Origin of the sequence: Methylobacterium sp. Leaf112 (assembly GCF_001423295.1) — a bacterium.
Taxonomy (GTDB): Bacteria; Pseudomonadota; Alphaproteobacteria; order Rhizobiales; family Beijerinckiaceae; genus Methylobacterium.
The window spans coordinates 236,333-255,383 of the sequence record NZ_LMNG01000030.1; the positions used below are offsets into that span (position 1 = coordinate 236,333).

Here is a 19,051-nt window from a genome sequence, read left to right on the forward strand (position 1 = left end):
ACGCTTCCAGAGAGACACGCGATGACCGAGCCGACCTTCGAACTCACCCTGGAGCGCATCGCGCTGATCCGCCGGATGGTGGTGGCCTGGAACCGGGAGGGGAGCGGCGCCCCCATCGTCCATCCGGACGCGCCCTACGGCAGCACGGATCGGGACGGCGACATCTTCAACGTCACCGGCGACGACGACGGCGCGGACGAGGAGCACCGGACCCTCGGCGACGGGCTGGCGGTGTTCTGCGCGAACGCGGTCCTCAAACCGGGGCGCTACGCCTATCACAACACCCTGGCCAAGCTCGATTCGGCCGATGTCGGCGACGTGTTCCGCGACGAGACCACCGGCGAGACGCCGGAGCACGTCACCTTCGACATCACAGCCGAGCATATCGCCCTGGTGCAGGCCCTGAACGTGGTGTGGGACACGGCCCGTGACGTGCCGGCCATCGACGTGGCCCGGCCCTACGGCACCGCCTCGGAGCCACCGACCCTGCACCACGAGATGCAGCCGGCCCTGCAGATCTTCCTGCGCTACGCCGATCTCGGCCCGGGAATGTTCCGGAGAGGCGTGGCCGGCTGGATCCCGGCTTGACCACCGCTCGGACAAGCTCTCCCCCGTTGCGGGGGAGGGCCGCGCGGCTCAGGCGCCGAGCTTCTTCTTGCGCTGGGCGAGGGTGCGCAGGCGCAGGGCATTGAGCTTGATGAAGCCCGCCGCGTCGCGGTGATCGTAGGCCACGGCCCCTTCCTCGAAGGTGACGAGGTCCTGATCGTAGAGGGAGTTCGGGCTGGTGCGGCCGATCACGTGGATGCCGCCCTTGTAGAGCTTCAGCCGGACCTCGCCGGTGACCATCTCCTGGCTCTTGTCGATGAGGGCCTGGAGCATTTCCCGCTCCGGTGAGAACCAGAAGCCGTTGTAGATCAGCTCCGCATATTGCGGCATGATCTGGTCCTTGAGGTGCGCCGCACCCCGGTCGAGGGTGATCGACTCGATGGCGCGGTGGGCCGGCAGAAGGATGGTGCCGCCCGGCGTCTCGTACATGCCGCGGCTCTTCATGCCGACGAAGCGGTTCTCCACGAGATCGAGGCGGCCGATGCCGTTGTCGTGGCCGAGCTGGTTGAGCTTGGCGAGCAGCGAGGCTGGCGACAGCGCCTCGCCGTCGATGGAGACGGCGTCGCCCTTCTCGAAGCCGATGGTGACGATGGTGGGGGTATCGGGCGCCTCTTCCGGCGACAGCGTGCGGGAATAGACGTAGTCCGGCACCTCGTCGGCGGGATCCTCGAGCACCTTGCCCTCGGAGGAGGCGTGCAGGAGGTTGGCGTCCACCGAGAACGGGCTCTCGCCGCGCTTGTCCTTCGAGATCGGGATCTGGTGCTGTTCGGCGAAGGCGATGAGCTGCTCGCGGCTCTTCAGGTCCCACTCACGCCACGGGGCGATGACGGTCACGTCGGGCTTGAGCGCATAATAGCCGAGCTCGAACCGCACCTGATCGTTGCCCTTGCCGGTGGCGCCGTGACAGACGGCATCCGCGCCGAGGCGCTCGGCGATCTCGATCTGCTTCTTCGCGATCAGCGGCCGGGCGATGGAGGTGCCGAGGAGATAGACCCCCTCGTAGACTGCGTTGGCGCGAAACATCGGGAAGACGTAGTCCCGCACGAACTCCTCGCGCAGATCCTCGATGAAGATGTTCTCGGGCTTGATGCCGAGGAGCTCGGCCTTCTTGCGCGCCGGCTCCAGTTCCTCGCCCTGGCCGAGATCGGCCGTGAAGGTGATGACCTCGCAGCCATAGGTGGTCTGCAGCCACTTCAGGATGATCGAGGTGTCGAGACCGCCCGAATAGGCTAGCACGACCTTGTTGACGGGCTTCGGGTTCGCGTCTGGCATCGGACTCGCTTCGGGTTCGGACATCGGGCGTCTGGCGCGGCTTATCAGCGGAGCGATGGACGGTGCAACCGCCGTGCCGCCGACGCGTTCGTCAGCGTGACAGTGGCCCTGGCGACCTTGCCCCCGTCGCTTCCAGGGGCCAATCTGGCCGCTTCCAGAGAATCCGGAGATTCGACGTATGCCGCGCCGGCCGACCCTCGAATTCTGGTACGAGTTCGCATCCACCTATTCCTATCTCTCGGCCATGCGGATCGACGCCCTCGCGGACGCGACCGGTGTCGAGGTGCGCTGGCGGCCCTTCCTCGTCGGGCCGATCTTCGCCGCCCAGGGCTGGAACTCATCACCGTTCAACCTCTACCCGGCCAAGGGTCGGAACATGTGGCGCGACGTGGAGCGCGAGGCCGCCCGGATCGGCCTGCCGGCGGTGACGCGTCCCGATCCGTTCCCGCAGAACAGCCTCAGCGCCACGCGGGCCGCCACCTACGGCATGGACCACGACTGGCTCGTGCCGTTCTCGAAGGCGGTCTACGAGGCCGAATTCGCGCGCGGACAGTCCATCGCCGAACCACCCGCCGTGGTCGCCCTGCTCAACGGCCTCGGCCTCGACGGGACGATCATCCTCAAGCAGGCGGCGTCGGAAACGAACAAGGGGCGCCTGCGCGTCAACGGCGAGGAGGCGCGCTCACGCGGGATCTTCGGCGCACCAACCTTCCTCACCGGCGACGGCGAATTGTTCTGGGGCAACGACCGCCTCGAGCAGGCGCTCGCCTGGGCGGCGGGCGACCGGCCCGGGGCCATGCGGGAGTAGGCGTTTCGCCCCGAGCCGATCGGGATTAGAACCGGGCCCGACCTCTCCTCGATCCCGGGCCGCCCCATGCGCTTCGACCGTCGGCATTTTCTCGCCTCCACCGCCGCCATCGGCCTCGCGGGCGCCGGCCGGGCGTTCGCCCAGGGCTACGGCCAGACCTACAAGGTCGACAGCGACGAGGGCCGCCCCGTCGCCAACATGCGCCTGCCCGGCGAGATCGTCGGCGAGATTCCGGGCCTGAAGGGGGTGACCTATATCGGGCCCGCCGACGCCGAGACGACCCTGTACGAGTTCTTCGACTACAATTGCCCGTACTGCCGAAAGGCCGCCTCCGACATGGTTTCGCTGGCGGAGAGCGATTCCACTCTGCGCATCGGCCTCGTCAACAATCCGATCCTCGCGCCCCAATCGGCCCAGGCCGCCAAGGTGGTGCTGGCCGTGCAACGCCGGCTCGGCTCGGCCGCCGCATGGAGCCTGTACCGAATCCTTCTCGCCGGACGCGGCACCATCGACGGTACCGGCGCCCTCAAGGCCGCGGCCAAGCTCGGCGTGCCGTCCGCCGAGCTGGAGACCATCGGCGACAGCGAGGAAGTCCGCCTCGCCCTGAAGGCCCAGATGCGGATGGCGGCCGATCTCGGGCTTGCCGCCACACCGTCCTACGTGCTCGGCAACACGGGCCTCCTCGGGCATCCCGGCGCCAAGTCCCTGGCCCGGATGATCGCGGCCACGCGGCGTTGCGACCGGATCGCCTGCTGACGCCCGCCTCACCTTCGCCACCGTTCGGCGCGACCGCGTGTTCGAGACGCTGCTGCGTCGCACGAGCGGCCGTGCCCCGATCGGGCGCGCAACCCCCTCGACGGGCTGTCCCGTGTCGGCGTGGCCGATCGTCTTGCGCCCCTAGAACCCGCATGCTAGGCCCTCGCCGCGCCGGAAGGGCGGGTTTTTCCATGACCCGCGCAGACCGGCACGTTCCCAATCCTGACGGTTTCGCAAACCTGCGCCGGACACGGCACGCAGTGGCCGAAACCCTAGGGCCGGATTGAAGAGAGAGCGGCGCGTGGCGCAGAACGGTTCCGAGGCGGCTTCCCCGGTTGCAGGCGTGGCGGCGCGCTATGCGTCGGCCCTGTTCGAGCTGGCGCGCGACGAGCGCGATGTCGATGGCGTGGCGGAGAGCCTGGAGCGCTTCGGCGGCCTGCTCAACGAGAGCGCGGATCTGCGCCGTCTCGTGCGCAGCCCGGTTTTCTCCGGAGCCGAGCAGGAGGCCGCCATCGGCGCCGTGCTCGACAAGGCGGGCATCACCGGTCTCGGTGCGAACTTCATCCGCCTCGCCGCCGCCAACCGCCGCCTGTTCGCCCTGCCGGACATGATCCGCGCGTTCCGTGTGCTGGTCCGTGAATCCAAGGGCATCGTCCGCGCCGAGGTCACCGTCGCCGAGCGCCCCTCCGACGCCGTCGTCGAGGAGATCAAGGCCAGCTTGCGCGATGTCGCCCGCGCCGAGATCGACCTCGACCTCAGGATCGACCCCAGCCTGATCGGCGGCCTCGTGGTCAAGATCGGCAGCCGCATGGTGGACGCCTCCCTGCGGACCAAGCTCAACGGTATTCGCCTCGCGATGCGGGAAGCCCGGTAAGGACCCGTCAGGGTTCCCCCGCTCCCGTTCTCCACCCATTCAATCAATCAACGACAAGAGGCCCGACGATGGATATCCGCGCCGCCGAGATCTCCGCGATCCTGAAGGATCAGATCAAGAATTTCGGCCAGGAAGCCGAAGTCTCCGAGGTGGGCCAGGTCCTGTCCGTGGGTGACGGCATCGCCCGCGCCTACGGCCTCGACAGCGTCCAGGCCGGCGAGATGGTCGAGTTCGAGTCGGGCGTGCGCGGCATGGCCCTCAACCTCGAGCAGGACAACGTCGGCATCGTGATCTTCGGGTCCGATCGCGACATCAAGGAAGGCCAGACCGTCAAGCGCACGGGTGCCATCGTGGACGTGCCCGTCGGCAAGGCGCTGCTCGGCCGCGTCGTCGACGCGCTGGGCAACCCCATCGACGGCAAAGGCCCCATCGCCACCACCGAGCGTCGCCGCGTCGACGTGAAGGCCCCGGGCATCATCCCGCGGAAATCCGTGCACGAGCCGATGGCCACCGGCCTCAAGGCCATCGACGCGCTGATCCCCGTCGGCCGCGGCCAGCGCGAGCTGATCATCGGCGATCGCCAGACCGGCAAGACCGCCATCGCCCTCGACACCATCCTGAACCAGAAGCCGGCCCACGCGGGCACCGACGAGAACGCCAAGCTCTACTGCGTCTACGTCGCCATCGGCCAGAAGCGCTCCACCGTCGCTCAGTTCGTGAAGTCCCTCGAGGACAACGGCGCGCTCGAATACTCCATCGTCATCGCCGCAACTGCGTCGGACGCGGCACCGATGCAGTTCATCGCGCCCTTCGCCGGCTGCGCCATGGGCGAGTACTTCCGCGACAACGGCATGCACGCCGTGATCGTGTACGACGATCTCTCCAAGCAGGCCGTGGCCTACCGTCAGATGTCCCTTCTGCTGCGCCGCCCGCCGGGCCGCGAGGCCTATCCCGGCGACGTGTTCTACCTGCACTCGCGGCTTCTCGAGCGCGCCGCCAAGATGGGCGACGCCGCCGGCAACGGTTCGCTGACCGCGCTGCCGGTCATCGAGACCCAGGCCAACGACGTCTCGGCCTACATCCCCACCAACGTCATCTCGATCACCGACGGCCAGATCTTCCTCGAGACCGACCTGTTCTACCAGGGCATCCGCCCGGCGGTGAACGTCGGCCTCTCGGTCTCGCGCGTTGGCTCCTCGGCCCAGACGAAGGCGATGAAGAAGGTCGCCGGCAAGATCAAGGGCGAGCTCGCGCAGTACCGCGAGATGGCCGCCTTCGCGCAGTTCGGCTCGGATCTGGACGCCTCGACCCAGAAGCTCCTGAATCGCGGCTCGCGCCTCACCGAGCTCCTGAAGCAGCCGCAGTTCTCCCCGCTGAAGATGGAAGAGCAGGTCGCTGTGATCTATGCCGGCGTCAACGGCTACCTCGACGCCCTGCCGGTCTCGAAGGTCCGTCCGTTCGAGGACGCCTTGCTCTCGACCCTGCGCACCAAGCACGCCGATCTGCTCGCCAAGATCCGCGACTCGAAGGATCTGTCCGACGACAGCGCCAAGACGCTGAAGGGCGTCGTCGAGGCCGTGGCCAAGTCGTTAGCCTGAAGGACCCTCGGCCGATCCGCAGATGATCGGCCGAACGTCAGTGTAAGCGAGGTATCCGGAAGGCCGGATACCTCGCCTTGAGCCGCAGCGGATGGATCTGGAAGTCACCCCATGGCGAGTTTGAAGGATCTGCGTAACCGCATCGCTTCGGTGAAGGGCACGCAGAAGATCACCAAGGCCATGCAGATGGTCGCCGCCGCCAAGCTGCGGCGCGCCCAAATGGCCGCCGAGAGCGCGCGTCCCTACGCAGAGAAGATGTCCCAGGTGCTCGGCAACTTGGCCGCCAACCTCGTCGGCGGCGTCCAGGGTCCGAAGCTGCTCTCGGGCACCGGCTCGGAGAAGACCCACCTCCTCATCGTCTGCACGGCCGATCGAGGCCTGTGCGGCGGCTTCAACTCGTCGATCGTGCGTCTGGCCCGCGAGCACATCCGCCGGCTCACCGCCGAGGGCAAGACGGTGAAGATCGTCACCGTCGGCAAGAAGGGCTACGACCTCCTGCGCCGCCAGTACCGCGACCAGATCATCGAGAACCGCGATCTGCGCGGCAACAAGCCGGTGGATTACGAATTCGCCGCCGAGATCGCCGACAGCGTCATCGCCCGTTTCGAGGCCGGCGAGTTCGATGTCGCGACGCTGTTCTACTCGCGCTTCCGCTCGGTGATCGCCCAGGTTCCGACCGCCCAGAAGCTGATCCCGGCGGAACTGCCCGAGACCGGTGCCACGGCCCCGGACGCCGCCCTGCAGTTCGAGCCGAGCGAGGAGGCCATCCTCGACACCCTGTTGCCGCGCAACCTCACGGTGCAGGTGTTCCGGGCGCTCCTCGAGAACGCCGCCTCCGAGCAGGGAGCCCGCACGGGTGCCATGGATTCGGCCACGCGCAACGCCGGCGAAATGATCAAGAAGCAGACGCAGATCTACAACCGTACGCGTCAGGCCATGATCACCAAGGAACTCATCGAAATCATCTCGGGCGCCGAGGCCCTCTAGGCCGCTCCGGCACCCTGACCGCAACATCGTCGAAGGACCCGTATCATGGCGAACACCGCTACCCCCGGCGCCGGCTCCAACAAGGTCGGCAAGATCACCCAGGTCATCGGCCCCGTGGTCGACGTGCATTTCGACGGCCATCTGCCCGAGATCCTGAACGCCCTCGAGACCAAGAACAACGGCAACCGTCTCGTCCTCGAAGTCGCCATGCAGCTCGGTGAGAGCACCGTGCGCTGCGTCGCCATGGACACGTCGGAAGGCCTCGTGCGCGGTCAGGAAGTCACCGACACCGGCGAGGCCATCAAGGTGCCCGTGGGCTTCAACACCCTCGGCCGCATCATGAACGTCATCGGCGAGCCCATCGACGAGGCCGGCCCGATCGTCTCCGAGACCCTGCGCGCCATCCACCAGCCCGCGCCGTCCTACGCCGAGCAGTCCACCGAGTCGCAGATCCTCGTCACCGGCATCAAGGTGGTCGATCTTCTTGCTCCCTACGCCAAGGGCGGCAAGATCGGCCTGTTCGGCGGCGCCGGCGTCGGCAAGACGGTGCTGATCATGGAGCTGATCAACAACATCGCCAAGGTGCACTCGGGCTATTCGGTGTTCGCCGGCGTCGGCGAGCGCACCCGCGAGGGCAACGATCTCTACCACGAGATGATCGAGTCCAAGGTCAACATGGACCCGAAGGAGAACAACGGCTCGGCCGAAGGCTCCAAGTGCGCCCTCGTGTACGGCCAGATGAACGAGTCCCCCGGCGCCCGCTCGCGCGTCGCCCTCACGGGTCTGACCATCGCCGAAGACTTCCGCGACCAGGGCCAGGACGTGCTGTTCTTCGTGGACAACATCTTCCGCTTCACCCAGGCCGGCTCGGAAGTGTCTGCGCTGCTCGGCCGCATCCCGTCCGCCGTGGGCTACCAGCCGACGCTCGCCACCGACATGGGCGCCCTGCAGGAGCGCATCACCACCACCACCAAGGGCTCGATCACCTCGGTGCAGGCCATCTACGTGCCGGCCGACGATCTGACCGATCCGGCGCCCGCCGCCTCGTTCGCCCACCTGGACGCGACGACCGTGCTGTCCCGCTCCATCGCCGAGAAGGGCATCTATCCGGCCGTGGATCCGCTCGACTCGACCTCGCGCATGCTAAACCCCGCCGTTCTCGGCGAGGAGCATTACGCGGTAGCGCGTCAGGTCCAGCAGACCCTGCAGCGCTACAAGGCCCTGCAGGACATCATCGCGATCCTGGGCATGGACGAGCTCTCGGAAGAGGACAAGCTCACCGTCGCCCGCGCCCGCAAGATCGAGCGCTTCTTCTCCCAACCCTTCTCGGTCGCCGAAATCTTCACCGGCTCGCCCGGCATCCAGGTCCCGCTGGCCGACACCATCAAGGGCTTCAAGGGCCTCGTGAACGGTGACTACGACGATTTGCCGGAGGCGGCGTTCTACATGGTCGGCACCATCGAGGACGCCAAGGAGAAGGCCAAGAAGATCGCGGCGGCGGCCTGATCTTGAGCAGCAAGATCGGTCTTCTCCTCGTCGGTCTCGTCGTCGGCGCCCTGGCCGGGTACCTCACCCGGCCCCAGGCCGCCGAAATCAAGATCGGGGATTTCAGCCTCGAAGTTCAGGGTGACAAGCCGGCGGGTACGTCCGGCGGTACCCTGACCACCGGCCAGATGCAGCATATCGGCATCTTCGCGGTGATCGGCGCGGCCCTCGGCCTCGGGGTCGGCTTCGTCGCCGGCCGCGGCCGGGCCTGACACCCTCTACGGCGCACGGCCCCGGGCCGCGCGCCGTTCCGCACGACAGACACACCCGAACCGGGATTCGCGACGTCATGGCCACCTTCCAGTTCGATTTCGTCGGTCCCGAGCGGACGGTGTATTCCGGCCCGATCGAGGCCGTGCAGCTTCCCGGCATCGAGGGGGAGATGACCGTTCTGCCGGGCCATGCTCCGGTGCTCACCGCCCTGAAGGTTGGCGTCATCGTGATCAACGAGGCCGGCCACGCCGGCAAGCGCGTCCTCGTACGCGGCGGTTTCGCCGATATCGGGCCGACCTCCGTCACCGTCATCGCCGAACGGGCCAATCCCTTCGAGGAGATCACACCGGAATCCCTCGACCGCGATATCGCCGCCGTCGAACTCCTGCGCGATGCGACCACGGATTTCGCCAAGAAGGACGAGCTCAACGGCCAGATCGTCCAGCTTCAGGATGCAAAGGTCGCCCTCGCGCTCTGAGGTCGAACCGGCCCGAAATCTACGAAGCCGCGCGCTCGAGCAAGGCCGTGCGCGCGGCTTCGTCAGCCGGGCAGCCGGCCGCGAGCCACTGCGTCCGCGCCCGTCCGAGGCGGCGCCCGATCTCCGGTCCAGCCGGGATACCCCGTGCGACGAGGTCGGACCCGGTCAAGGGGAAGACCGGAACCGACACTTCGCCCCGTACCATCAGCCCGAGTAGATCACCGGCCTCCGCCGTGATTTGTGATGGACACGCCCCAAGGGCGTCGCTGGCCAGGGCGATGGGCTCGGCGCCATGAGCGGCCGTCAGCCTGCGCATCTCCATCACGTCGATCACGGTTCTGCTCCGCAGAGCCACCAGCGCACGGGCATAGCGCCCGAGCCGATTCTGTTCCGCCTTCGACAGCCTCAGGCGAGCGGTCAGGCGTTCGGCATCGTCCGCCGAGAACACCGAAAGGGCCGCCAGCCGCGCCGGCGCGTCCCAGGGGTGCCGGGTCGTCCGTTCGAACCGTCGCAGGTCACCGATCCCGCCGACGAGCCGGCCGAGGAGGCCGGTCTCGCTCAGAACGGTCACGGCCGGAACCGCCCCAGGGGCGAGGAGCAGTTTCAGCAGTTCACCGCGCACGCGCTCCCGCGACAGGCCGTCGAGGGCGGCCCGGGCGCCGATGCAGGCCGCAAGCCCCTCCGCATCGGGTGCTTCGGCGCCGTAGCGGGCGTGGAAGCGGAAGAATCGGAGGATCCGCAACGCATCCTCACGGATGCGTGTCGCGGCTTCGCCGATGAAGCGCACACGGCCGGCACGAAGATCGGCGAGGCCGCCGGTCGTGTCGTGGAGGTGACCCTCGGCATCCACCGAGAGGGCGTTGATGGTGAAATCCCGCCGCTGCGCATCGAGGCCGAAGTCGCGGCCGAACCGGACCACGGCGTGACGTCCGTCCGTCTCGATGTCCTCGCGCAACGTCGTGACCTCGAACGTCGCAGTCCCGGCCATCAGCGTCACGGTTCCGTGCTCGATACCCGTGGGGATGCTGCGCAGGCCCGCCGGCCTGGCGCACGCCACCACGGCTTCCGGCAGGAGCGTGGTGGCGAGATCGATGTCGTTGGACGGATGCCCGAGGAGCGCGTCGCGGACGCAGCCTCCGACGAGGCGGGTGTGTTCCCCCGGAACGCGCAGCGCGGCCAGGACGCGTGCGAGGCCGGGAGTCGCCAGCAGGGTGCCCAGCCCATCCGGGTCGAGGCGGTGCGCCGTCACTGGAAACGACCCGGCACGACCGCGCCGTTCTCCAGGCGCGGCGGTACGTAGCCGCCGCGATGGCGCTCACCGAACAGTCCGGTGGCGACGAGGGAGAGGATCACCAGGACGATTCCCGCCATGGTCAGGCGAAAGACCTTGCCCTCCCAATGGGCATGATGGCGCGGATGCCGGCCGCTGAGGGCGAGATAGCCCGCGAACAGCAGGAACGGCAGGAGGAAGATCAGCACTTCTTCGACGAGCTTGCGGATCATGAAACTCTCATTCGCGGCGACGTGCCGGATGGGGGATACAGGCGTTCGTGGAGGTTGTTCACGATGCCGGCGGTCACGCCCCAGATCCGATGATTACCGTAGGCGATCACGTGGTAGCGCCGGGTGCGCCCTTGCCAAGTCGCGGTCTCGATTCGGCGTCGACCCGGATCGAGCAGGTAGGATAGAGGCGCCTCGAACGTGTCGGCGACTTCGTCGGGGTTGAGACGCAGGGTGGCGGCCGGATCGACGAGTCCGAGCACCGGCATCACCAGGAAGCCCGTGGCCGAGAGGTAGGGGTCGAGATAGCCGAGGGTCCGGATGGCGCCGGCCTCGAGGCCGATCTCCTCGCGGGCCTCGCGCAGGGCCGCGTCGGCGGGCGTCGCGTCGGTGGGATCGATCTTGCCGCCCGGAAAGGCGATCTGGCCGGAATGATCGCGCAGGTGTGCGGAGCGCACGGTGAACACCACGCCGAGGCCGTCGGGACGCGGCACCACCGGTACCAGCACCGCCGCATTCCGGTGTGGCCCGGGCGGCACGACGTCGATGCCGTCGAGATCGTGGTCGCCCCGCGGATTGGCCGTCGGGTCACCCGGCCCGGGTGGTTCCGCGTCGAGATACCGGGCGGCGCGGTCGATGAGCTCGGCGACGGCGTCGAGTCTCATGCGGTGGCGGTGGGTGCGATCCGGTGGAACGTGCCGCCCGCGGCGATGCCGAGCCAGCCGTCGCGTTCCTCGGCCAAAGCCACGAGATCGTAGGTCAGCGCCCGGGTCACAAGCGCCCACAGGCCGCGCCGGACGTGCACGTAGGGGCGCAAGCCGCCGGCCTCGTCCTCCTCGAACCGCAGGGCATGGTCGGAACCCACCGCCACGAGGTCGTCGACGTTGGTGCGCAGCGCGATGCGGCGGCCGTCGCCGTCGCCCTCCACCGCCATCTCGACGGCGACGAAGGCTGCATCCTCGACGGTGATTCCGACGCTTTCGACCGGCGTCACCAGCACGATGCTGCCGTCCGGCTCGCACCGGAGGATGGAAGCGAACAGCTTCACCAGGGCCGGGCGCCGGATCGGCGCACCATCGTGGAACCACGTCCCGTCGGCGGCGATGCGCATGTCGATGGCGCCGCAATAGGGCGGGTTCCACTGGTCGACGGGCGGGGGACCGCGTCGGGGCAGATCACCAAGGGCGGCGCTCAAGCGGTCGATGGTCGGGTCGGATTCGTTTGGTGCCATGACGGAAAGATAGCGCTCGAAGCCGCCTTTGGAACGCCTGGAGGCAGGCCTGTTTCGTTGCCCGCATGCGTCCGATTCGCGACAGGAAAGGCACTGTCGAACCGAAGGCGAACGCCTGCGGCGTCGCGCCGACCTTGCCAGGGCGGCGCAAACGGCGCCACACTCGACCTGCACGGCCACCGCATGGCCGTTCCCTGACTGCTGCCATCGACCCCCAGAAGTCGAGGCGGAACGCGAGGACCGACACCGCATGACGCAAGGCTCCCAGCCGGCCACCGCCCTCGACGACGGCATCGTCGCCACGGCGGAAGCGTGTCTCGGAGCCGTCGGCGCGGCGCGTGAAGCGGTTCACAAGGTCATTTTCGGCCAGGAGCAGGTGGTCGATCTCACGCTCATCACCATCCTGGCGGGCGGCCATGGGCTGTTGGTCGGTCTCCCCGGCCTCGCCAAGACCAAGCTGGTCGAGACCCTCGGCACCGTCCTCGGCCTCGACGGGCGCCGGGTCCAGTTCACCCCGGACCTGATGCCCTCGGACATCCTCGGCACGGAAATCCTCGACGAGGATGCCAACCGGCACCGCTCGTTCCGGTTCGTGAAGGGGCCGGTCTTCACCCAGTTGCTGATGGCCGACGAGATCAACCGCGCCAGCCCGCGCACCCAGTCGGCCCTGCTGCAGGCGATGCAGGAGCATTTCGTTTCCGTGGCGGGCGAACGATACGATCTGCCGCGGCCCTTCCACGTGCTGGCGACCCAGAATCCCATCGAGCAGGAGGGCACCTACCCGTTGCCCGAGGCCCAGCTCGACCGTTTCCTGCTCGAGATCGACGTCGGCTATCCGGATCGGGCCGCCGAGCGCCGCATCCTCATCGAGACCACGGGCGTCGACGACCACAAGCCTCAGGCGGTGATGTCCACCGAGCAGCTCCTTACGGCCCAGCGCCTGGTGCGCCGCCTGCCCGTGGGCGATGCCGTGGTCGACGCGATCCTCGACCTCGTGCGTTCCGCCCGGCCCGAGGGGGGCGACCCGTTCCTCAACGGCAAGCTCCTGTGGGGGCCCGGCCCCCGCGCCAGCCAGGCCCTGACCCTGGCGGTCCGCGCCCGTGCCCTCATCGAAGGCCGCGTCGCGCCCTCCATCGCCGACGTGAAGGCCCTCGCCGAACCGGTGCTCAAGCACCGCATGGCCTTGAGCTTCGCCGCGCGTGCGGACGGGGAGACCGTCCCGGGTCTCATCGCCCAGCTCGCGGCCAAGCTCTAGCGCATGGCCATAGCCCCCACGCGGACGGCCCCCACGCGGGTCCTCCCCGCCGAGGCCCGCGTTCCCGGGCGGCGCGAGACCGAGAGCGCCCTCGGCCTCGCCGAGCGGATGCCGCGCTTGATCCTCGAAGCGCGACGCGTCTCGACCACCCTGGCCCACGGCCTGCACGGCCGCCGCCGGGCGGGACCGGGGGAGAGCTTCTGGCAGTTCCGGCCCTTCGTCGCCGGAGAGGCCGCCGCACGGATCGACTGGCGCCGCTCCGCCCGCGACGACCGGCTCTACGTCCGCGAGCGTGAGTGGGAGGCCGCGCACAACATCTGGTTCTGGATCGACCGATCGGCCTCCATGGGCTTCGCCTCGCACCTCGCCCAGGCGCCGAAGGTCGAGCGCGCCCTGGTCCTGGCATTCGCGCTGGCCGACACCCTGGTGGACGGGGGTGAGCGTACGGGACTTCTGGGACTGACCCGCGCCGTCACTTCGCGTCGCATAGTCGAGACCCTGGCGCAGGCGCTCGTCGGCGACCACGCCGGTCTCACACGCGACATGCCGCCCCGCGCTTCGCCGGGTCGCTTCGACGAGGCGATCCTGATCAGCGATTTCCTGTCGCCGCTCGCCGAGGTGCGCCAAGCCGTGGAGGCCATCGCGGCGCACGGCACCCACGGCCACCTCGTGATGATCGTCGATCCCGTCGAAGAGACTTTCCCGTTCTCGGGCCAAGCCGTCCTGCACGATCCGGAAACGGACCGGACTCTGGCCATCGGCGACGCCGGAGCCTGGGGTGAGGCCTACCGTGCCCGCATCGCCGAGCATCGGGCCGGCCTCTCCGAGATCGCCCGCGCTCAGGGCTGGACCCTGACCATCCACCGCACCGACCGACCGGCCAGCGAAGCCGCCCTTCGCCTGCTCACCCTCGTCGCCGCCGCGCGCGGGACCGGCTGAGGATCGTTACCGTGCTCGGATTGCCCCTGACCTTTGCCGCCCCCCTGGCGCTCGCCGCGCTCGTTGCGCTGCCGGCCCTGTGGTTCCTCCTGCGGGTGACGCCGCCGCGTCCGCGCCGCATCGACTTTCCGCCGCTGCGGATCATGGCCGACCTGCTGCCCAGGCGCGAGACGCCGGCCCGCACGCCGCCATGGCTCCTGATCCTGCGCCTGCTCGTGGCGGCCTTTCTGATCCTGGCGGTGTCCGGGCCGGTCTGGAACCCGTCGGGCCTCGGCGGGGAGACGGGACGCACGCCCCTCGTGGTGATGATCGACAACGGATTTTCCGCCGCCCACGATTGGCGCGAGCGCCAGCGGGTCGCCACCGATGCCGTGGAGACCGCCGCCCGCGACGGGCGTCCCGTGGCCCTGATGGCGTTGGCCGAGCCGGCCGCGCCCATCGAGGCCCGCGTGCCCGCCGATGCCCTAGAGCGCCTGCGCGCCATCGCGCCCCGGCCGCACCTCGCGGAGCGTGCGACACATCTGTCCGTCCTGGCCGCCTTCTTCGAGCGGACACCGGGCGCCGCTGCGCTGTGGATCAGCGACGGCGTCGCGGGACCGGGCGAGGACACGTTCGCCAAGGGCCTCGCAGACCTCGTCGGCAAGCACGGCACCGGTCTCACCATCCTGCGCACCGATCGGCCGCCGGCCCTTGCGCTTTCGGCCGCGGAATCCGGCGGCCGGCTCACGGCCCGTGCCCTGCGCGCCTCGCCCAACGGTCGCGACGGCGGCACCGTGCGTGCCCTCGACGCGAAGGGCCTGCCGCTGGCCGAGCACGACTTCACCTTCCCGGACGGTGCAACCGAAGCGGCGGTCGCCTTCGATCTGCCGGTGGAACTGCGCAACGGCATCAGCCGCCTCGAGATCCTTGGCGAACGCTCGGCCGGCGCCGTGACCTTGGTGGACGAGCGCGGCAAGCGCCGCCGCGTCGGGCTCGTCTTCGGCGGAACCAGCGATCAAGCCCAGCCGCTGTTGGCCCCGACTCACTACCTTTCCCGCGCCCTGGTGCCTTTCGCCGACGTGCAGGAGCCGCGCGGCGCCAAGGGCGTCGCCGAATCCGTTTCGCAGATGCTCGATGCGCAGGTTTCTGTGCTCGTGCTGGCCGATGTCGGTGCCCTCGACGCCGCCACCCTGGAGCGGGTCGAAGCCTTCGTCGATGCCGGCGGCCTACTCCTGCGCTTCGCCGGGCCGCGCCTGGCGGCGGGCAACGACCCCCTCGTGCCCGTGCGCCTGCGCCGGGGCGGTCGGACCCTCGGCGGGACGCTATCGTGGGACAGCCCGAAGACCTTCGCGACCTTCGCGCCGGAGAGCCCGTTCGCCGGACTCGTTCCACCGGCGGATATCGGCGTGCGCCGGCAGATCCTCGCCGAGCCCGACGGCGAGCTCCCGGGACGGACCTGGGCGTCGCTCCAGGACGGCACTCCCATCGTGACTGCGCAGAAGCGGGGCCAAGGGCTGGTGGTGCTCTTCCACGTCACCGCCGACACCACATGGTCGAACCTGCCCCTGTCGGGCTTGTTCATCGACATGCTGCGCCGGGTCGTGGCCCTGGCCGGCACCGGAGCGGCGCCTGCCGGCGACGTCGCACGTCCCCCGGCGGTGCTCGCCCCACGCCTGACCCTCGATGGGTTCGGGGCCCTCGGCGCGCCGCCGGCCGGCGCCACCGCCGTGCCGGCGGATTACGCCGAGCGCGGCTCGTTCGAGCATCCGCCCGGCTTCTACGGTCCCGCCGATGGCGGCGTCGCCGTCAATGCGCTGACGGTGGCCGACCGTCTCAAGCCCATCGACTTCGCGCCCCTCGCCAGCGCCCGCACGGGATCGCTCGCCGGTGCCGAGACCCTCGATCTGCGCGCCACGCTCTTCACCCTGGCCCTCATGCTCCTCCTCCTCGACACCCTTGCGGGGCTCTGGCTCGGTGGCTTCCTTCGCCGGACGGGCGGACGGGCGGCAGCGGCCGCGTTCGTGCTCCTCTGCCTCGCGGCCCCCGACTTCGCCCCGGCGCCGGCTTGGGCCCAGGCCCAAGCGACCGGTCGGCCGAACGGCATCGACTCGGCGCTCGCGACCCGTCTCGCCTTCGTCGTCACCGGCGACGAAGCGGCCGATACGGCGAGCCGCGCGGGCCTCGCCGGCCTGACGCAGGTGCTGTCCAACCGCACCGCCCTTGAGCCCGGCGATCCCATCGGCATCGATCCGGCCAAGGACGAACTCGCGTTCTATCCCCTGATCTACTGGCCCATCGTCGCCGGCCGACCCCAGCCGAGCGCCGTCGCGATCCGACGCATCGACGCGTTCATGCGCAACGGCGGCACCGTCCTGTTCGACACCCGCGATGCGCTGACGGCCCGCCCGGGTGGACCGCCGACGCCGGAAGCCCTCTACCTGCGCACCATGCTGTCCACTCTCGAAGTCCCCGAACTCGAACCGATCCCGGCCGACCACGTGCTGACCAAGGCGTTCTACCTCGTCGACACGTTCCCCGGCCGGTACGCCACGGGCCAGACCTGGGTCGAAGCCCTGCCGCCGGCGGCGGACGGCACCGAGCGCCGCCCGGCGCGGGCTGGGGACGGAGTGTCGCCCATCGTCATCACGGGCAACGATCTGGCCGCCGCCTGGGCCGTGGGCAAGCGCGGCGAGCCGCTCTACCCCGTGGTCGGCGGTGAGGAGCGCCAGCGCGAAATGGCATTCCGTGGCGGGGTGAACTTCGTGATCTACACCCTGACCGGCAACTACAAGGCGGATCAGGTCCACGTGCCCGCCCTGCTCGAACGGTTGGGCCAGTGAGCGGAGCCGGATCCGGAATGCGGGAGGCCATGCGCCGATGCTGAGCCTCAGCTTCACCCCCCTCGTCCCATGGCCGGTGCTGGCCGGTTTCGGGATCCTGGTCGCGCTGTTCGCCGTGCTGGCGATCCTGGCGCGCGGCGGCACGGCCATCCTGCGCGCCGTGGCCCTCGCCTTGGTGCTGCTCGCCCTCGCCAACCCCGCCCTGGTCCGGGAGGACCGGGAGCCCGTCAAGGATATCGTCGCCGTGGTGGTGGACCGATCGGGGTCCCAGGGTCTCGGCGACCGTCCGGCCATGACCGACGCCGTGCGGGCCGAACTGCAGCGCCGCTTCGGGGCCCTGACGGGGATCGAGCCGCGCTTCGTCGACGTGCCGGACGCCAAGGAGAGCGACGAAGGCACGAAGCTGTTCACCGCGCTGTCTCAGGCTTTGGCCGATGTGCCGCCCGAGCGGCTGGCCGGCGTCGTGATGCTCACCGACGGCGTGGTGCACGACATCCCGGCCTCGGCGTCGGCGCTCGGCATCAAGGGGCCGCTGCACGTCCTCGTCACGGGGCATCCGGACGAGCGCGACCGGCAGATCAAGCTCATCGAAGCGCCGCGTTTCGGCATCGTCGGGCGGGACCTCACGATCCGCGCCGAGGTGATGGAACGCGGCGGCACCGGCAACGCCGTCGTCACCGTGCGGCGGGACGGCGAGGAGGTGGGCCGGCGTGCCTTCCCGACGGGACGGCCCTTCTCCCTCACCATGCGGATCGAGCACGGCGGCCCCAACGTGGTCGAGATCGAGGTCGAGCCGCTGCCGGGCGAGCTCACCGTCGTGAACAACCGCGCGGTGCTCCCCATCGAGGGCATCCGCGAAAAGCTCCGGGTGCTGCTGGTCTCGGGCGAACCGCACCAGGGCGAGCGCACGTGGCGAAACCTGCTCAAGTCCGACGCCAACGTCGATCTCGTGCACTTCACCATCCTGCGGCCGCCGGAGAAGCAGGACGGCACGCCGATCTCGGAGCTGTCGCTCATCGCCTTCCCGACGCGTGAGCTGTTCGTCCAGAAGATCAAGGATTTCGACCTGATCATCTTCGACCGCTACGCCAACCAGAGCGTGCTGCCCTCGGCGTATTTCGACAACATCGTCCGCTACGTCCGCGAGGGCGGAGCGCTCCTCGTGGCGGCGGGACCGGAATTCGCCGGCCAGGCGAGCCTGTCGCGCACCCGGCTCTCGGCGATCCTGCCGGGCGAGCCCAACGGCCGCGTGGTCGAGCAGCCCTACAAGGCCGGGCTCACCGGCATCGGCACGCGCCATCCCGTCACCCGGGCCCTGCCCGGATCGGAGGCCTCTCCGCCGGCCTGGGGCGACTGGCTGCGCATCGTCTCGGCCCAGGTGAAGCCCGGCATCCAGCCGATCCTCCAGGGGCCGAACGCCCTGCCGCTGCTAGCCCTGTCGCGCGAGGACAAGGGTCGCGTGGCGCTCCTGCTCTCGGACCACGCCTGGCTGTGGGCGCGAGGCTATCAGGAGGGCGGCCCCTACCTCGACCTGCTGCGCCGCCTCGGTCACTGGCTGATGAAGGAACCCGCCCTCGAGGAAGAGGCCCTGCGCGCCCAGACCACGGGGCGCGGACGCGAAGTCCGCGTCGAGCGCCAGACCATGGCGGACACCGTCGAGCCCGTGACCGTCACGGGTCCCACGGGCGTCGAGCGCACCCTGACCCTGGCGCAGGCCGAGCCCGGCCTGTTCTCATCCACCTTCGAGGCGGAGCAGCTCGGGCTGCATACCCTGCGCTCGGGGAGCCTGATCGCCTTCGTCAGCGTTGGCCCGCCGAACCCGCGTGAACTCGCCGACGTGTTCAGCGACACCGAGCGTCTCAGGGCCCTCGCCGAAGCCACGGGCGGCTCGATCCGCCGGGTCGCCGAAGCCGGCGGCACCGTGGTGCCGCGCCTGCAGGCGGTGCGCGGCGGGCGCTTGGCCGGGGCCGACTGGATCGGCTTCCGCCCGAGCGACAGCGCCAACATCCGCGGCGTCGCGGTCTATCCCCTGGCACTCGGCCTGTGGGCGCTCGCGGCGCTGGTAGCGGCCGTATTGGCCATGTGGCTGGTGGAAGGGCGGCGCGGCCGGACCGGCTGATCGCCCTCTCTCGGGACATTTGCCAATCCCCCATTCGGCGGTATCCTGAGG

The 19,051-nt window shown here is 69.5% G+C and carries 18 protein-coding genes; 13 read left to right on the forward strand and 5 right to left on the reverse strand.

Going from position 1 to position 19,051, the window contains the following annotated elements; all coding sequences use genetic code 11:
- Nucleotides 1-21 precede the first annotated feature (21 nt).
- On the forward strand, nucleotides 22-588 hold the full coding sequence (locus tag ASF52_RS15000) for a hypothetical protein (RefSeq protein ID WP_056173633.1): 567 nt from the start codon (nucleotides 22-24) through the stop codon (nucleotides 586-588).
- A gap of 48 nt (nucleotides 589-636) precedes the next feature.
- Here ASF52_RS15000 and ASF52_RS15005 read toward each other — a convergent pair whose 3' ends face one another.
- Nucleotides 637-1,878 (reverse strand): argininosuccinate synthase, encoded by a 1,242-nt coding sequence (locus tag ASF52_RS15005; RefSeq protein WP_056174143.1) that lies wholly within the window; start codon nucleotides 1,876-1,878, stop codon nucleotides 637-639.
- Between the two features lie 178 nt (nucleotides 1,879-2,056).
- Between ASF52_RS15005 and ASF52_RS15010 the strand changes: the two genes are divergently transcribed.
- From ASF52_RS15010 to atpC, 8 genes are all read left to right on the forward strand, one after another.
- The gene (locus tag ASF52_RS15010) at nucleotides 2,057-2,686 is read left to right on the forward strand and encodes a 2-hydroxychromene-2-carboxylate isomerase (protein WP_056173636.1); all 630 of its coding nucleotides are present in this window, start codon (nucleotides 2,057-2,059) and stop codon (nucleotides 2,684-2,686) included.
- 66 nt (nucleotides 2,687-2,752) lie between these two features.
- Nucleotides 2,753-3,442 (forward strand): DsbA family protein, encoded by a 690-nt coding sequence (locus tag ASF52_RS15015; protein ID WP_056173640.1) that lies wholly within the window; start codon nucleotides 2,753-2,755, stop codon nucleotides 3,440-3,442.
- 301 nt (nucleotides 3,443-3,743) lie between these two features.
- Nucleotides 3,744-4,316 (forward strand): F0F1 ATP synthase subunit delta, encoded by a 573-nt coding sequence (locus ASF52_RS15020; RefSeq protein ID WP_056173643.1) that lies wholly within the window; start codon nucleotides 3,744-3,746, stop codon nucleotides 4,314-4,316.
- 68 nt (nucleotides 4,317-4,384) lie between these two features.
- Nucleotides 4,385-5,914, forward strand: coding sequence for a F0F1 ATP synthase subunit alpha (gene atpA / locus ASF52_RS15025; RefSeq protein ID WP_056173645.1), 1,530 nt, complete (start codon nucleotides 4,385-4,387; stop codon nucleotides 5,912-5,914).
- A gap of 111 nt (nucleotides 5,915-6,025) precedes the next feature.
- Nucleotides 6,026-6,901 carry a F0F1 ATP synthase subunit gamma gene (locus ASF52_RS15030; protein ID WP_056173650.1) on the forward strand — a complete coding sequence of 292 codons (876 nt, stop codon included), beginning with the start codon at nucleotides 6,026-6,028 and terminating at the stop codon, nucleotides 6,899-6,901.
- Nucleotides 6,902-6,946: 45 nt separating this feature from the next.
- Nucleotides 6,947-8,407, forward strand: a complete 1,461-nt coding sequence (atpD, locus tag ASF52_RS15035) for a F0F1 ATP synthase subunit beta (RefSeq protein ID WP_056173653.1) — start codon at nucleotides 6,947-6,949, stop codon at nucleotides 8,405-8,407.
- Nucleotides 8,408-8,409: 2 nt separating this feature from the next.
- Nucleotides 8,410-8,658, forward strand: a complete 249-nt coding sequence (locus ASF52_RS15040; protein WP_056173656.1) for a hypothetical protein — start codon at nucleotides 8,410-8,412, stop codon at nucleotides 8,656-8,658.
- A 77-nt stretch (nucleotides 8,659-8,735) separates the two neighbouring features.
- Nucleotides 8,736-9,137, forward strand: a complete 402-nt coding sequence (gene atpC / locus ASF52_RS15045; RefSeq protein ID WP_056173659.1) for an ATP synthase F1 subunit epsilon — start codon at nucleotides 8,736-8,738, stop codon at nucleotides 9,135-9,137.
- 19 nt (nucleotides 9,138-9,156) lie between these two features.
- On the opposite strand, the gene ASF52_RS15050 is transcribed toward atpC, so the two are convergent.
- The 4 genes from ASF52_RS15050 to ASF52_RS15065 are packed head-to-tail and all read right to left on the reverse strand — an operon-like array spanning nucleotide 9,157 to nucleotide 11,868.
- Entirely contained in the window at nucleotides 9,157-10,386 is a 1,230-nt protein-coding gene (locus ASF52_RS15050) for a CCA tRNA nucleotidyltransferase (protein WP_056173661.1), read from the reverse strand.
- Entirely contained in the window at nucleotides 10,383-10,640 is a 258-nt protein-coding gene (locus tag ASF52_RS15055) for a DUF6111 family protein (protein WP_056173665.1), read from the reverse strand. The genes ASF52_RS15050 and ASF52_RS15055 overlap by 4 nt, the downstream gene beginning before the upstream one ends.
- The gene (locus ASF52_RS15060) at nucleotides 10,637-11,302 is read right to left on the reverse strand and encodes a CoA pyrophosphatase (protein WP_056173668.1); all 666 of its coding nucleotides are present in this window, start codon (nucleotides 11,300-11,302) and stop codon (nucleotides 10,637-10,639) included. The genes ASF52_RS15055 and ASF52_RS15060 overlap by 4 nt, the downstream gene beginning before the upstream one ends.
- Entirely contained in the window at nucleotides 11,299-11,868 is a 570-nt protein-coding gene (locus tag ASF52_RS15065; protein ID WP_056173671.1) for a DUF1285 domain-containing protein, read from the reverse strand. The genes ASF52_RS15060 and ASF52_RS15065 overlap by 4 nt, the downstream gene beginning before the upstream one ends.
- Before the next feature lie 250 nt (nucleotides 11,869-12,118).
- Between ASF52_RS15065 and ASF52_RS15070 the strand changes: the two genes are divergently transcribed.
- Genes ASF52_RS15070 through ASF52_RS15085 form a run of 4 tightly spaced genes read left to right on the forward strand, consistent with a single transcriptional unit; the run spans nucleotide 12,119 to nucleotide 19,000 of the window.
- Nucleotides 12,119-13,123, forward strand: a complete 1,005-nt coding sequence (locus ASF52_RS15070; protein ID WP_056173674.1) for an AAA family ATPase — start codon at nucleotides 12,119-12,121, stop codon at nucleotides 13,121-13,123.
- A gap of 3 nt (nucleotides 13,124-13,126) precedes the next feature.
- Complete coding sequence (locus tag ASF52_RS15075; RefSeq protein WP_056173677.1) at nucleotides 13,127-14,062, forward strand: DUF58 domain-containing protein; 936 nt, start codon at nucleotides 13,127-13,129, stop codon at nucleotides 14,060-14,062.
- Between the two features lie 11 nt (nucleotides 14,063-14,073).
- Entirely contained in the window at nucleotides 14,074-16,881 is a 2,808-nt protein-coding gene (locus ASF52_RS15080) for a DUF4159 domain-containing protein (protein WP_056173679.1), read from the forward strand.
- 37 nt (nucleotides 16,882-16,918) lie between these two features.
- Entirely contained in the window at nucleotides 16,919-19,000 is a 2,082-nt protein-coding gene (locus ASF52_RS15085) for a hypothetical protein (RefSeq protein WP_056173682.1), read from the forward strand.
- Nucleotides 19,001-19,051: the final 51 nt, after the last annotated feature.

Bases quoted from the DNA above. Each gene is read 5' to 3' on its own strand.
- ASF52_RS15000 (WP_056173633.1), top strand. From the start codon at position 22: ATGACCGAGCCGACCTTCGAACTCACCCTGGAGCGCATCGCGCTGATC.
- ASF52_RS15005 (WP_056174143.1), bottom strand. From the start codon at position 1,878: ATGCCAGACGCGAACCCGAAGCCCGTCAACAAGGTCGTGCTAGCCTAT.
- ASF52_RS15010 (WP_056173636.1), top strand. From the start codon at position 2,057: ATGCCGCGCCGGCCGACCCTCGAATTCTGGTACGAGTTCGCATCCACC.
- ASF52_RS15015 (WP_056173640.1), top strand. From the start codon at position 2,753: ATGCGCTTCGACCGTCGGCATTTTCTCGCCTCCACCGCCGCCATCGGC.
- atpA (WP_056173645.1), top strand. From the start codon at position 4,385: ATGGATATCCGCGCCGCCGAGATCTCCGCGATCCTGAAGGATCAGATC.
- ASF52_RS15030 (WP_056173650.1), top strand. From the start codon at position 6,026: ATGGCGAGTTTGAAGGATCTGCGTAACCGCATCGCTTCGGTGAAGGGC.
- atpD (WP_056173653.1), top strand. From the start codon at position 6,947: ATGGCGAACACCGCTACCCCCGGCGCCGGCTCCAACAAGGTCGGCAAG.
- atpC (WP_056173659.1), top strand. From the start codon at position 8,736: ATGGCCACCTTCCAGTTCGATTTCGTCGGTCCCGAGCGGACGGTGTAT.
- ASF52_RS15055 (WP_056173665.1), bottom strand. From the start codon at position 10,640: ATGATCCGCAAGCTCGTCGAAGAAGTGCTGATCTTCCTCCTGCCGTTC.
- ASF52_RS15060 (WP_056173668.1), bottom strand. From the start codon at position 11,302: ATGAGACTCGACGCCGTCGCCGAGCTCATCGACCGCGCCGCCCGGTAT.
- ASF52_RS15065 (WP_056173671.1), bottom strand. From the start codon at position 11,868: ATGGCACCAAACGAATCCGACCCGACCATCGACCGCTTGAGCGCCGCC.
- ASF52_RS15070 (WP_056173674.1), top strand. From the start codon at position 12,119: ATGACGCAAGGCTCCCAGCCGGCCACCGCCCTCGACGACGGCATCGTC.
- ASF52_RS15075 (WP_056173677.1), top strand. From the start codon at position 13,127: ATGGCCATAGCCCCCACGCGGACGGCCCCCACGCGGGTCCTCCCCGCC.
- ASF52_RS15085 (WP_056173682.1), top strand. From the start codon at position 16,919: ATGCTGAGCCTCAGCTTCACCCCCCTCGTCCCATGGCCGGTGCTGGCC.